Source organism: Streptomyces sp. NPDC034086, from assembly GCF_055575515.1.
The window spans coordinates 1-13,191 of the sequence record NZ_JBVISM010000007.1 but is presented as its reverse complement, the minus strand read 5'-3'; the positions used below and the strand labels follow the sequence as shown (position 1 = coordinate 13,191).

Annotated in this window: 10 protein-coding genes; all 10 read left to right on the top strand. The window is 71.2% G+C overall.

Translation table 11 applies throughout. The features are described from left to right. Positions 1-37 precede the first annotated feature (37 nt). From nuoE to nuoN, 10 genes are read left to right on the top strand one after another with little or no spacing between them, the layout of a single operon-like run. Positions 38-772 (top strand): NADH-quinone oxidoreductase subunit NuoE, encoded by a 735-nt coding sequence (gene nuoE / locus ACZ514_RS17990; protein ID WP_468172610.1) that lies wholly within the window; start codon positions 38-40, stop codon positions 770-772. After that, a complete protein-coding gene (gene nuoF, locus ACZ514_RS17985) occupies positions 772-2,163 on the top strand; it encodes an NADH-quinone oxidoreductase subunit NuoF (protein ID WP_468172613.1) in 1,392 nt (463 codons plus the stop codon). The genes nuoE and nuoF overlap by 1 nt, the downstream gene beginning before the upstream one ends. Further along, positions 2,160-4,670 (top strand): NADH-quinone oxidoreductase subunit G, encoded by a 2,511-nt coding sequence (locus ACZ514_RS17980; protein WP_468172616.1) that lies wholly within the window; start codon positions 2,160-2,162, stop codon positions 4,668-4,670. Before nuoF ends, ACZ514_RS17980 begins: the two co-directional genes overlap by 4 nt. After that, on the top strand, positions 4,667-6,064 hold the full coding sequence (gene nuoH / locus ACZ514_RS17975) for an NADH-quinone oxidoreductase subunit NuoH (RefSeq protein ID WP_468172619.1): 1,398 nt from the start codon (positions 4,667-4,669) through the stop codon (positions 6,062-6,064). Before ACZ514_RS17980 ends, nuoH begins: the two co-directional genes overlap by 4 nt. Further along, positions 6,057-6,692 (top strand): NADH-quinone oxidoreductase subunit NuoI, encoded by a 636-nt coding sequence (gene nuoI / locus ACZ514_RS17970; RefSeq protein ID WP_469125122.1) that lies wholly within the window; start codon positions 6,057-6,059, stop codon positions 6,690-6,692. Before nuoH ends, nuoI begins: the two co-directional genes overlap by 8 nt. Further along, positions 6,689-7,501 (top strand): NADH-quinone oxidoreductase subunit J, encoded by an 813-nt coding sequence (locus ACZ514_RS17965; RefSeq protein ID WP_468172625.1) that lies wholly within the window; start codon positions 6,689-6,691, stop codon positions 7,499-7,501. The genes nuoI and ACZ514_RS17965 overlap by 4 nt, the downstream gene beginning before the upstream one ends. Further along, positions 7,498-7,797, top strand: coding sequence for an NADH-quinone oxidoreductase subunit NuoK (nuoK, locus tag ACZ514_RS17960; protein WP_030864698.1), 300 nt, complete (start codon positions 7,498-7,500; stop codon positions 7,795-7,797). The genes ACZ514_RS17965 and nuoK overlap by 4 nt, the downstream gene beginning before the upstream one ends. A gap of 12 nt (positions 7,798-7,809) precedes the next feature. Then, entirely contained in the window at positions 7,810-9,750 is a 1,941-nt protein-coding gene (nuoL, locus tag ACZ514_RS17955; RefSeq protein WP_469125121.1) for an NADH-quinone oxidoreductase subunit L, read from the top strand. Between the two features lies 1 nt (position 9,751). Next, positions 9,752-11,365: an NADH-quinone oxidoreductase subunit M gene (locus tag ACZ514_RS17950; protein WP_469125120.1), complete on the top strand. Its 1,614-nt coding sequence runs from the start codon at positions 9,752-9,754 to the stop codon at positions 11,363-11,365. Then, complete coding sequence (gene nuoN / locus ACZ514_RS17945) at positions 11,362-13,008, top strand: NADH-quinone oxidoreductase subunit NuoN (protein WP_468172637.1); 1,647 nt, start codon at positions 11,362-11,364, stop codon at positions 13,006-13,008. The genes ACZ514_RS17950 and nuoN overlap by 4 nt, the downstream gene beginning before the upstream one ends. Positions 13,009-13,191: the final 183 nt, after the last annotated feature.

Genomic DNA, 13,191 nt, shown 5'->3' with positions numbered 1-13,191 from the left:
AGGGGGTACCCCCCAGACCGCCCCCCTCGGTCTGGGCATGCCCCAGCTGCCCGCCCCCGACTACCCGGCCGAGGTGCGCGGACGACTGGCGGCCGACGCCGCCGAGATCATCGCCCGCTATCCCGACAGCCGCTCCGCGCTGCTGCCGCTGCTGCACCTGACCCAGTCCGAGGAGGGCTACGTCTCGCGCACCGGCATCCGCTTCTGCGCCGAGACGCTGGGCCTGACCACGGCCGAGGTCACCGCCGTCGCCACCTTCTACACGATGTACCGGCGCAAGCCCTCCGGGGACTACCAGGTCGGCGTCTGCACGAACACCCTGTGCGCGGTGATGGGCGGCGACGCCATCTTCGACGAGCTCAAGCGGCACCTGGGGGTCGGCAACAACGAGACCACCCCCGACGGCAAGGTGACGCTGGAGCACATCGAGTGCAACGCGGCCTGCGACTACGCGCCCGTGGTGATGGTCAACTGGGAGTTCTTCGACAACCAGACCCCCGAGTCCGCGAAGGACCTGGTCGACGACCTGCTGGCCGGCCGGCCCGTCGAGCCGACCCGGGGCGCGCCGCTGTGCACGTACAAGGAGACCGCCCGGATCCTGGCGGGCTTCCCCGACGAGCGCCCGGGAGCGGTCGGGGCGAGCGGCGGCGCGGGCCCCGCCTCCCTGATCGGCCTGCGCATCGCGCGCGGCGAGTCCCCGCACACCCCGATCGTCCACCCGCGCGGCGAGGCCCGCGGGGAGACCGGGACCGGTACCGAGGGAGGGGAGTGATGAGCGTGTCCGCCAAGGAAAGCCACGGGGGCACCTCCCGGCCGGAGACCGGCGGGGGGACGAGTCCCGAGAAGCTGCTCTCACCGGTGCTGTCGGCCTTCTGGGACGAGCCCGAGTCCTGGACGCTGGAGACCTACCGGCGCCACGAGGGCTACCAGGGCCTGCGCAAGGCCCTCGCCATGACCCCGGACGAGGTGATCGCGTACGTCAAGGACTCCGGTCTGCGCGGACGCGGCGGCGCCGGCTTCCCCACCGGGATGAAGTGGCAGTTCATCCCGCAGGGCGACGGAAAGCCGCACTACCTCGTCGTGAACGCCGACGAGTCGGAGCCGGGAACATGCAAGGACATCCCCCTCCTCTTCGCCAATCCGCACTCCCTCATCGAGGGAATGATCATCGCCTGCTACGCGATCCGCTCGGAGCACGCCTTCATCTACCTGCGCGGCGAGACGGTCCCCGTACTGCGGCGCCTGCACGAGGCCGTGCGGGAGGCCTACGCCGCCGGATACCTCGGCAAGGACATCGACGGCACCGGCCGCAACCTCGACATCACCGTGCACGCGGGAGCGGGCGCGTACATCTGCGGCGAGGAGACGGCACTGCTCGACTCCCTCGAGGGCCGGCGCGGCCAGCCCCGGCTGCGTCCCCCCTTCCCCGCCGTCGAGGGGCTCTACGCGTGCCCCACCGTCGTCAACAACGTCGAGTCCATCGCCTCGGTTCCCGCGATCCTCAACAAGGGCAAGGACTGGTTCAAGGCGATGGGGACGGAGAAGTCCCCCGGCTTCACCCTCTACTCGCTGTCCGGGCACGTCGCCGGCCCCGGCCAGTACGAGGCGCCCCTCGGCATCACCCTGCGCCAGCTCCTCGACATGAGCGGCGGGATGCGCCCCGGGCACCGGCTGAAGTTCTGGACGCCGGGCGGCTCCTCCACGCCCATGTTCACCGACGAGCACCTCGACGTGCCCCTCGACTACGAGGGCGTCGGCGCCGCCGGCTCGATGCTCGGCACCAAGGCGCTCCAGTGCTTCGACGAGACCACCTGCGTGGTGCGCGCCGTCACCCGCTGGACCGAGTTCTACGCCCACGAGTCCTGCGGCAAGTGCACCCCCTGCCGCGAGGGCACGTACTGGCTCGTCCAGCTGCTGCGCGACATCGAGGCGGGCAAGGGCGTCATGGCCGACCTCGACAAGCTGAACGACATCGCCGACAACATCAACGGCAAGTCCTTCTGCGCGCTCGGCGACGGCGCGGCCAGCCCGATCTTCTCCTCGCTGAAGTACTTCCGCGAGGAGTACGAGCAGCACATCACCGGCAAGGGCTGCCCCTTCGACCCGGGGAAGTCGACCCTCTGGGCGGACGGTCCCCTCAAGAACACCGAGGTGAACGCATGACCGTCACCACGAACGCCCCGGCGGGCGGCGGCGAGGCGGGGAAGCGTCCGCAGGACGCGGACAACACGGTCTCCCTGACCATCGACGGCATCGAGCTGTCCGTCCCCAAGGGAACCCTGGTCATCCGGGCCGCCGAACAGCTCGGCATCGAGATCCCCCGGTTCTGCGACCACCCCCTCCTCCCTCCGGCCGGTGCCTGCCGCCAGTGCATCGTCGAGGTCGAGGGCCAGCGCAAGCCGATGGCCTCCTGCACCATCACCTGCACCGACGGCATGGTCGTCAGGACGCAGCTGACCTCCCCGGCCGCCGACAAGGCCCAGCGCGGGGTGATGGAGCTGCTGCTGATCAACCACCCGCTGGACTGCCCCGTCTGCGACAAGGGCGGCGAATGCCCGCTCCAGAACCAGGCGATGTCGCACGGCAACGCCGAGTCCCGGTTCGAGGGCCGCAAGCGGACGTACGAGAAGCCCGTCCCGATCTCCGCCCAGGTGCTGCTGGACCGCGAGCGGTGCGTGCTGTGCGCGCGCTGCACCCGCTTCTCCAACGAGATCGCGGGCGACCCGATGATCGAGCTGCTGGAGCGCGGCGCCCTCCAGCAGGTCGGCACCGGCGAGGGCGATCCCTTCGAGTCGTACTTCTCCGGCAACACCATCCAGATCTGCCCCGTCGGCGCCCTCACCTCCGCCGCGTACCGGTTCCGCTCCCGCCCCTTCGACCTCGTCTCCTCCCCGAGCGTGTGCGAGCACTGCGCGGGCGGCTGCGCGACCCGTACCGACCACCGGCGCGGCAAGGTGCTGCGCCGGCTCGCCGCCGAGGACCCCGAGGTCAACGAGGAGTGGATCTGCGACAAGGGCCGCTTCGCGTTCCGCTACGCGCAGCGCCCCGACCGGCTGACCACCCCGCTGGTGCGCGGCACGGACGGCGTGCTCGCCCCGGCGAGCTGGCCGGAGGCGCTGGAGGCCGCCGCGCGGGGGCTCACCGCCGCGCGCGGGCGGGCCGGCGTGCTGACCGGCGGCCGGCTCACCGTCGAGGACGCCTACGCCTACTCCAAGTTCGCCCGGGTGGTGCTCGACACCAACGACATCGACTTCCGGGCCCGGGTGCACAGCGCCGAGGAGAGCGACTTCCTGGCCGCCGAGGTGGCCGGCAGCGGCAAGGACCTTGACAGCACGGGCGTCACGTACGCCTCCCTGGAGGCGGCCCCCGCCGTGCTCCTCGTCGGCATCGAGGCCGAGGAGGAGGCCCCCGGGGTGTTCCTGCGCCTGCGCAAGGCGCACCGCAAGCACAAGCAGCGGACCTTCGCCCTCGCCCCCTTCGCCACCCCGGGCCTGCGGAAGGCGGGCGGCACCCTGCTGGCCGCCGCCCCCGGCACCGAGCCCGAGTGGCTCGCGGCCCTCGCCACCCGCACCGGCCTGGAAGCCGGCGGCGCCGAGGCCGCGGAGGCGCTGCGCCGGCCCGGCGCGGTCATCGTGGTCGGCGAACGCCTCGCCGGGGTGCCCGGCGCGCTGACCGCCGCCGTGCGCACGGCCACCGCCACCGGGGCCCGGCTGGTGTGGATCCCGCGCCGGGCCGGGGAACGGGCCGCCGTCGAGGCGGGCGCGCTGCCGTCCCTGCTGCCCGGCGGCCGCCCCGCCACCGACCCGCGGGCCCGCCAGGAGGTCGCCGCCGCCTGGGGGCTGGACGAACTCCCGCACCGCTACGGCCGCGACACCGGGCAGATCATCGAGGCCGCCGCCACCGGCGAGCTCCCGGCCCTGCTGGTCGCGGGCGTCGAGGTCACCGACCTGCCCGACCCGGACCGCGCCCGCACCGCGCTGAAGGAGGCCTTCGTGGTCTCCCTGGAGCTGCGGCCCGGTGAGGTCACCGACCACGCGGACGTGGTCCTGCCGGTCGCCGCCGTCGCGGAGAAGGCCGGCACGTTCATCAACTGGGAGGGCCGGGTCCGCCCCTTCGAGGCCGCCCTCAAGCCCGACCAGATGACCCGCCGCCTCGCCCCCGCCGACGCCCGGGTGCTGCACATGCTGGCCGACGCCGCCGACCGGCCCCTCGCGCTGCCCGACGTGCACGCCGTACGGCGGGAGCTGGAGCGGCTCGGCCCCTGGGAGGGGGAGCCCGCGCCCGAGCGGTCCACCGACCCCGAGCCGCTGCCCCGCCCGGGCACGGGCGAGGCCGTCCTCGCCGGCCACCGGCTGCTGCTGGACCTCGGCCGGCTCCAGGAGGGCGACGAGGCCCTGGCCGGGACCCGGCACGAGGCCTGCGCCCGGCTCTCGGCCGACACCGCCGCCGAGACCGGCGTCAAGGACGGTGACGTCCTCGCCGTCACCGGCCCGGCGGGCGCGGTGGAACTCCCGCTGCGGATCACCGAGATGCCCTACCGGGTGGTGTGGCTCCCGCTGAACTCCACCGGCTCCGGTGTCCTCGCCGACACCGGCGCCCGCCCCGGAACCCTCGTACGGATCGGCCCGGCCGGGGCCGGACCTGCGGCCGAAGCGGAGGTACGACCGTGACCCACCTCGCCCCCTTCGCGGCGCAGTCGCCGCACGTCCTGGCCGCCGAGGACCTGACCCTGTTCGGCAGGGACGTCTGGTGGCTGGTCCTCCTCAAGGCGGTGTTCTGCTTCGCCTTCCTGATGGTGACGGTGCTCTTCTCCATCGTGTGGGAGCGCAAGGTCGTCGCCTGGATGCAGCTGCGCATCGGCCCCAACCGGCACGGCCCCTGGGGCATGCTCCAGTCGCTCGCCGACGGCGTGAAGCTGATGCTCAAGGAAGACGTCATCGTCAAGCGGGCCGACAAGGTCGTCTACGTCCTCGCGCCGGTCATCGCGGCGATCCCGGCGTTCATGGCCATCGCGGTGATCCCCTTCGGCCCCTCGGGCAACGAGGTGTCGATCTTCGGCCAGCGCACCACGATGCAGCTGACCGACCTGCCGATCGCGATGCTCTACGTCCTCGCGGTCGCCTCGGTCGGCATCTACGGCATCGTCCTCGCCGGCTGGTCCTCCGGCTCCACCTACCCGCTGCTCGGCGGCCTGCGCTCCTGCGCGCAGATGATCTCGTACGAGATCGCGATGGGCGCCGCCTTCGCCTCGGTGTTCCTCTACTCCGGGTCGATGTCGACCTCGGCGATCGTGGAGGCGCAGGCGGACCGCTGGTACATCGTGCTGCTGCCGGTGTCCTTCATCATCTACGTCGTCACGATGGTCGGCGAGACGAACCGCGCCCCCTTCGACATGCCGGAGTCCGAGGGCGACCTGGTCGGCGGCTTCAACACCGAGTACTCCTCCATCAAGTTCGCGCTGTTCATGCTGGCCGAGTACGTCAACATGGTCACCGTCTCGGCGGTCTCGGTCACCCTGTTCCTGGGCGGCTGGCGGGCCCCGGCGCCGATCTCCACGTACTGGGAGGGCGCCAACCACGGCTGGTGGCCGATGCTGTGGTTCGTCCTCAAGGTCCAGCTGCTGCTGTTCTTCTTCATCTGGCTGCGCGGCACGCTCCCCCGCGTGCGCTACGACCAGCTGATGAAGCTCGGCTGGAAGGTCCTGATCCCGGTCTCCGTGGCCTGGCTGATGCTGGTCGCCACCGTCCGGGCGCTGCGCAACGAGCGCTACGACTTCAGCGAGATCGTCCTGTACGTCGGGGGCGCGGTCCTCGCGGTCCTGCTGGTCTCCTCCGTCGCGGACCACTTCCGGGACCGGCGGGAGAAGGCCGCCGCCGCCGAGGCCGGGAAGGCCGCCGCGGCCGGGCCCTTCGATCCGATGGCGGGCGGGTTCCCCGTACCGCCCAAGCCGGGCCAGCACCTGGCACCCGTACCGCGCCGACGTCCCCGCGGCGAGCGGGAGCTGATCGCCAGTGGCGGGGCGAATACTGACAGTGACCGAGAGGAGGGTGCTGACCATGTCTGACGCGGACCGGAGCGAGAAGTGGCAGAACCCGGTGGCCGGCTTCGGCGTGACCTTCAAGGCCATGTTCAAGAAGCGGCTCACCGAGCAGTACCCGGAGCAGCAGAAGACCACCGCCCCGCGCTTCCACGGACGGCACCAGCTCAACCGCCACCCCGACGGCCTGGAGAAGTGCATCGGGTGCGAACTGTGCGCCTGGGCCTGTCCCGCCGACGCGATCTACGTGGAGGGCGCGGACAACACCGAGGAGGAGCGCTACTCCCCGGGCGAGCGGTACGGGCGGGTCTACCAGATCAACTACGCCCGCTGCATCCTGTGCGGCCTGTGCGTCGAGGCGTGCCCGACGCGCGCGCTGACGATGACGAACGAGTTCGAACTGGCCGACTCCAGCCGGGAGTCGCTGATCTACACCAAGGAGCAGCTGCTCGCCGGGCTGACCGAGGGCATGGTCGAGGCCCCGCACTCCGTCTTCCCCGGCACCGACGAGCAGGACTACTACCGCGGACTGGTGACGGGCGCCGCCCCGGGCACCGTCCGGCAGGTGGCGGTGTCCAAGGGCGAGACGGCCGACGCCGGAGCCGCGGCCGACGCCGGGGCCGAGGCCGGCAAGACCGAGGAGGTCGGGGCATGAGCGCCCTCGCCGCGGCCGCCGGCGCGACCTCCACCGGGGAAGCCGTGCAGTTCTGGGTCCTCGGAACCGTCGCCGTCATCGGCGCGCTGTGCACGATCCTGATGAGGAAGGCCGTGCACAGCGCCCTGTGCCTGGCCGGGACGATGATCATCCTGGCCGTCTTCTACCTCGCCAACGGGGCCTACTTCCTGGGCGTGGTCCAGGTCGTCGTCTACACCGGCGCCATCATGATGCTCTTCCTCTTCGTCGTCATGCTCGTCGGCGTCACGGCGGCGGACTCGCTGAAGGAGACCCTCAAGGGGCAGCGCTGGCTGGCCGCCCTGTGCGGGCTCGGCTTCGGCGTCCTGCTGATCGCCGGCCTCGGCAACGCGGGCCTCACCCACTTCAACGGGCTCGGCCGGGTCAACTCCGCCGGGCACGTCGAGGGCCTCGCCGAACTGATCTTCACCCGCTACATCTTCGCCTTCGAGATCACCGGCGCCCTGCTGATCACGGCGGCCGTCGGCGCGATGGTGCTCACCCACCGCGAGCGCACCGAGCGGGCCGCCACCCAACGCGAGCTCGCCGAGAAGCGCGTGCGCGAGGGCGTGCAGCTCCCGCCGCTGCCGGCCCCCGGCGTCTACGCCCGCCACAACGCGGTGGACGTCCCCGGCCTGCTGCCGGACGGCACCCCCTCCGAGCTGACCGTCAACAAGACGCTCCGCGCCCGCGGCCAGATCCGCGACGTGTCCGGCCAGGCCCTGGACGACCTCAAGGCGCTGGAGCAGAGCTCCGCCGAGCGCCTCGGCCGAGAGGAGGCCTCGAAGTGAACCCGGTCAACTACCTGTACCTGGCCGCCCTGCTGTTCACCATCGGCGCGGCCGGCGTACTCATCCGGAAGAACGCCATCGTGCTGTTCATGTGCGTCGAGCTGATGCTCAACGCCTGCAACCTCGCCTTCGTGGCCTTTTCCCGGATGCACGGCAACCTCGACGGCCAGATCATCGCGTTCTTCACGATGGTCGTCGCCGCCGCGGAGGTCGTGGTGGGCCTCGCGATCATCGTGTCGCTGTTCCGTACCCGCCACTCGGCCTCGGTCGACGACGCCAGCCTGATGAAGCTGTAAGGGGCGTTCACAGTGGAGAATCTGATTGCGCTGCTGGTGGCGGCGCCCCTGCTCGGAGCGGTGGTGCTGCTGTGCGGCGGCCGGCGCCTCGACAAGGCCGGCCACTGGATCGGCACCCTGCTCGCGGCCGTCTCCTTCGGGACCGGCGCCGTCCTGTTCGCCGGCATGCTGGGGCGCGGCGCCGAGGACCGGGCCCTGCACCAGTCGCTGTTCAGCTGGGTGCCGGTGGAGGGATTCCAGGCGGACATCGCCTTCCAGCTGGACCAGCTGTCGATGACCTTCGTCCTGCTGATCTCCGGGGTGGGCACGCTCATCCACGTGTACTCGATCGGGTACATGGAGCACGACGAGCGCCGCCGCCGCTTCTTCGGCTACCTCAACCTGTTCGTCGCGGCGATGCTGCTGCTCGTCCTCGCCGACAACTACCTGCTGCTGTACTTCGGCTGGGAGGGCGTCGGCCTCGCCTCGTACCTCCTGATCGGCTTCTGGCAGCACAAGCCCAGCGCGGCCACCGCCGCGAAGAAGGCCTTCCTGGTCAACCGGGTCGGCGACATCGGCCTGTCGATCGCCATCATGCTGATGTTCACCACGTTCGGGACCTTCGCCTTCGGGCCGGTGTTCGCGTCCGCCGGTGACGCCTCCGAGGGCACGCTGACGGCGATCGGCCTGATGCTGCTGCTCGCCGCCTGCGGCAAGTCGGCGCAGGTGCCGCTGCAGTCCTGGCTCGGCGACGCGATGGAGGGCCCGACCCCGGTCTCGGCCCTGATCCACGCCGCCACCATGGTCACCGCCGGCGTCTACCTGATCGTCCGCTCGGCCGCGGTCTTCAACGGGGCGCCGGACGCACAGCTCGCCGTCACCGTCGTCGGCGCGGTCACGCTCCTCTTCGGTGCGATCGTCGGTTGCGCGAAGGACGACATCAAGAAGGCCCTCGCCGGCTCGACGATGTCGCAGATCGGCTACATGATCCTCGCCGCCGGCCTCGGCCCGGTCGGCTACGTCTTCGCGATCATGCACCTGGTGACGCACGGCTTCTTCAAGGCCGGCCTCTTCCTCGGCGCGGGTTCCGTCATGCACGGCATGAACGACGAGGTCGACATGCGCAAGTACGGCGGCCTGCGGACGTACATGCCGGTCACCTTCGTCACCTTCGGCCTCGGCTACCTCGCCATCATCGGCTTCCCGGGCCTGTCCGGCTTCTTCTCCAAGGACAGGATCATCGAGGCGGCCTTCGCGAAGGGCGGCACCGAGGGCTGGATCCTGGGCGGAGTGGCCCTGCTGGGCGCCGCCGTCACCGCCTTCTACATGACCCGCGTCATGCTCCTCACCTTCTTCGGCGAGAAGCGCTGGCAGCCCGCCCCCGACGCGGACCGGACGCCGAGCGCCGAGCCGGCCGCCGAGCACCACGCGGGCGAGCTGCCCCACCCGCACGAGTCCCCGAAGTCCATGACCGTCCCCATGATCGTGCTGGCCTTCGGCTCGGTCTTCGCGGGCGGCTTCTTCGGGATCGGCGACCGCTTCCTGAACTGGCTGGAGCCGGTCACCGGGCACGAGCACGGGCACCCGCCCGTCAGCGCCCTGACGGTCACCCTCGCCACCATGGTGGTCCTCGCCGTCGGAGTCGCCATCGCCTGGGCCATGTACGGCCGCAGGCCCGTTCCCGTGGTCGCGCCCCGGGGCAGCTGGCTCACCCGGGCGGCCCGCCGCGACCTCCTCCAGGACGACTTCAACCACGTCGTCCTGGTCCGCGGCGGAGAACACCTGACCCGCTCCCTCGTGTACCTCGACCACAGCGTGGTCGACGGAGTGGTCAACGGCACGGCCGCCTCGGTCGGCGGTCTCTCGGGCCGGCTGCGCAAGCTCCAGAACGGCTACGCCCGCAGCTACGCGGTCTCGATGTTCGGGGGCACGGCGATCCTGATCGCCGCGACCCTGCTGATGAGGGCGGTGTGAAATGAGTTTCCCGCTTCTGACGGTGACGGCCGCGGTCCCCGCGGCCGGCGCGATCCTGACGGCGGCCGTCCCGGCCGCCCGCAGGACCGTCGCCAAGTGGCTCGCGCTGCTCTTCTCGCTGGCCACGCTGGCCCTGGCCGGCATGGTCGCGGTCCGCTTCGAGCCCGGTGGCGACCGCTACCAGCTCACCGAGTCCCACGCCTGGATCCCCGACTTCGGCGTCCGCTACGACCTGGGCGTCGACGGCATCGGCGTGGCGCTCATCGCGCTCACCGCCGTACTGATGCCGTTCATCATTCTGGCCGGGTGGCACGACGCCGACCCGTTGGAGACCAAGAGCCGGCGCTGGCGGCCTACCCAGGGCTTCTTCGCGCTGATCCTGCTGGTCGAGGCGATGGTGATCATCTCCTTCGAGGCCACCGACGTCTTCGTCTTCTACATCTTCTTCGAAGCCATGCTGATCCCGATGTACTTCCTCATCGGCGGCTTCGGGGACCGCGCCACCTCCTCCCGGTCAGCCGCTGCCGCGGCGGGCGGGGCCGACGAGAACGCGGCCGCGCAGCGCTCGTACGCGGCGGTCAAGTTCCTCCTCTACAACCTGGCCGGCGGCCTGATCATGCTGGCCGCCGTCATCGGGCTGTACGTGGTCGCCGGCAGCTTCTCCCTCCCGGAGATCGCCGCCGCCCGTGCCGCGGGCACCCTCGAGATGGCGGCCAGCACCGAACGGCTGCTCTTCCTCGGCTTCTTCCTGGCCTTCGCCGTGAAGGCGCCGCTGTGGCCGCTGCACACCTGGCTGCCCAACGCGATGGGCGAGGCCACCGCCCCGGTCGCCGTCCTCATCACCGCGATCGTCGACAAGGTCGGCACCTTCGCGATGCTCCGCTTCTGCCTCGGGCTCTTCCCCGAGGCCAGCAAGTGGGCCACTCCGGTGATCCTCGTCCTGGCCCTCGTCAGCATCGTCTACGGGGCGCTGCTCGCGGTGGGCCAGCGGGACATCAAGCGGCTGATCGCCTACGCCTCGATCTCCCACTTCGGTTTCATCATCCTGGGCATCTTCGCGATGACCTCCCAGGGCCAGTCGGGCGCCACGCTCTACATGGTCAACCACGGGATCTCCACGGCGGCGCTGATGCTGGTCGCCGGCTTCCTGATCTCCCGGCGCGGCTCGCGGCTCATCGCCGACTACGGCGGCGTGCAGAAGGTGGCCCCGGTCCTCGCCGGGACCTTCCTGGTCGGCGGCCTCGCCACCCTGTCCCTGCCGGGCCTCGCACCCTTCGTCAGCGAGTTCCTCGTCCTCGTCGGCACCTTCGCCCGCTACCCCGTCGTCGGCGTCATCGCCACCGTCGGGATCGTGCTGGCCGCGCTGTACACGCTGGTGCTCTACCAGCGCACCATGACCGGCCCCGTGAAGGAGGAGGTCCGCACCATGCCGGACCTGCGCGCACGGGAACTGCTCGTCATCGCCCCCCTGATCGCGCTGCTGATCGGACTGGGCGTCTACCCGAAGGTGCTGACGGACATCGTCAACCCGGCGGTGGAGCACACCATGTCGGACGTGAAGCAGACGGACCCGAAGCCCGAGCTGTCCATCCAGAACGTGGAGGCGGCCAAGTGATCGCTGCCCAGAGCCTGCTGACGCTGGCGGCCGACGGACCGGCCGACCGGATCCCGGCCCCGCACATCGAGTACGCACAGCTCGCGCCCACGCTGATCGTGGTGGGCGCGGCCGTCCTCGGAGTCCTCGTCGAGGCCTTCGTACCGCGCAAGTCCCGCTACTACGTCCAGGTGTTCCTCGCCGTCGCCGCGCTGGCCTCGGCCTTCGCGGCGGTCGTCGGCCTCGCGGCCGGCGGGTACGGCGGCACCAAGGCGCAGATCGCGGCCATGGGCGCCATCGCCGTCGACGGCCCGGCGCTCTTCCTCCAGGGCACCATCCTGCTGGCCTCGGTGGTGGCCGTGTTCACCTTCGCCGAGCGCCGCCTCGACCCGAAGGCGCACGGCAAGCGGGTGGACTCCTTCGCCGCGCAGGCCGCGTCCGTCCCGGGCAGCGACAGCGAGAAGGCCGCCGTCAGGGCCGGCTTCACCACCACCGAGGTCTTCCCGCTCGCCCTGTTCGCGGTCTCCGGCATGCTGATCTTCCCCGCCGCGAACGACCTGCTGACGCTGTTCATCGCGCTGGAGGTCTTCTCCCTCCCGCTGTACCTGCTCTGCGCCGTCGCCCGCCGCCAGCGGCTGATGTCGCAGGAGGCGGCGGTCAAGTACTTCCTCCTCGGCGCCTTCTCCTCGGCCTTCCTCCTCTTCGGCATCGCGCTGCTCTACGGGTACGCGGGCTCGGTCTCCTACGCGGTGATCGCCGACGTGGTGGACGGCACCGTCGCCCGGATCGACCCGGCACTGGCCTCCACCATGGGCAACGACGCGCTGCTGCTCATCGGCGGCGCGCTGATCCTGATGGGCCTGCTGTTCAAGGTCGGCGCGGTCCCCTTCCACATGTGGACCCCGGACGTCTACCAGGGCGCCCCGACCCCGGTCACCGGTTTCATGGCGGCGGCGACCAAGGTGGCCGCGTTCGGCGCGCTGCTGCGGCTGCTGTACGTGGTCCTGCCCGGCCTGCGGTGGGACTGGCGGCCGGTGATGTGGGGCGTCGCCATCGTCACGATGCTCGCGGGCGCGGTGATCGCCGTGACCCAGACCGATGTGAAGCGGCTGCTGGCGTACTCCTCGATCGCGCACGCCGGGTTCATCCTGGCCGGTGTGATCGCCACGTCGGAGGAGGGCGTCAAGTCCGTCCTGTTCTACCTGGCCGCCTACTCCTTCGTGACCATCGGTGCCTTCGCGGTGGTGACGCTGGTCCGCGACGCGGGCGGCGAGGCGACGCACCTGTCGAAGTGGGCGGGCCTGGGGCGGCGTTCGCCGCTGACGGCGGCCGTCTTCGCGGTGTTCCTGCTGGCCTTCGCCGGTATCCCGCTGACCTCCGGTTTCGCCGGGAAGTTCGCGGTGTTCAAGGCGGCGGCGGAGGGCGGCGCCGGGGCGCTGGTCGTCGTCGGTGTGGTCTCGTCGGCGATCGCCGCGTTCTTCTACGTCCGGGTCATCGTGCTCATGTTCTTCAGCGAGCCGAAGGCCGACGGCCCGACGGTGGCCGTCCCCTCGCCGCTGACGATGACCACCATCGCGGTGGGCGTCGCGGTCACCCTGGTCCTGGGCCTGGCCCCGCAGTACTTCCTGGACCTCGCGGGACAGGCGAGCACCTTCGTACGCTGACCCGCTCGCGCGGACGGCAGGGCCCGGCCCCCTCGGGGGCCGGGCCCTGCGCCGTTCCGGTGCCGGGGGCCGTGCGGCGGGGCCGTGCCTAGGTCCTGTCCGGCGGATCTTGTGACTGTCTGCTTGTCCGGTCGTTAGGTCGGGCATGGGGCGGGGTGATCTGACGAATGCGGAGTGGGTGCG

Excerpts from the sequence above, each read along its gene's own strand:
- ACZ514_RS17980 (WP_468172616.1), top strand. The coding sequence starts at position 2,160 with ATGACCGTCACCACGAACGCCCCGGCGGGCGGCGGCGAGGCGGGGAAG.
- nuoI (WP_469125122.1), top strand. The coding sequence starts at position 6,057 with ATGTCTGACGCGGACCGGAGCGAGAAGTGGCAGAACCCGGTGGCCGGC.
- ACZ514_RS17965 (WP_468172625.1), top strand. The coding sequence starts at position 6,689 with ATGAGCGCCCTCGCCGCGGCCGCCGGCGCGACCTCCACCGGGGAAGCC.
- nuoE (WP_468172610.1), top strand. The coding sequence starts at position 38 with ATGCCCCAGCTGCCCGCCCCCGACTACCCGGCCGAGGTGCGCGGACGA.
- ACZ514_RS17950 (WP_469125120.1), top strand. The coding sequence starts at position 9,752 with ATGAGTTTCCCGCTTCTGACGGTGACGGCCGCGGTCCCCGCGGCCGGC.
- nuoF (WP_468172613.1), top strand. The coding sequence starts at position 772 with ATGAGCGTGTCCGCCAAGGAAAGCCACGGGGGCACCTCCCGGCCGGAG.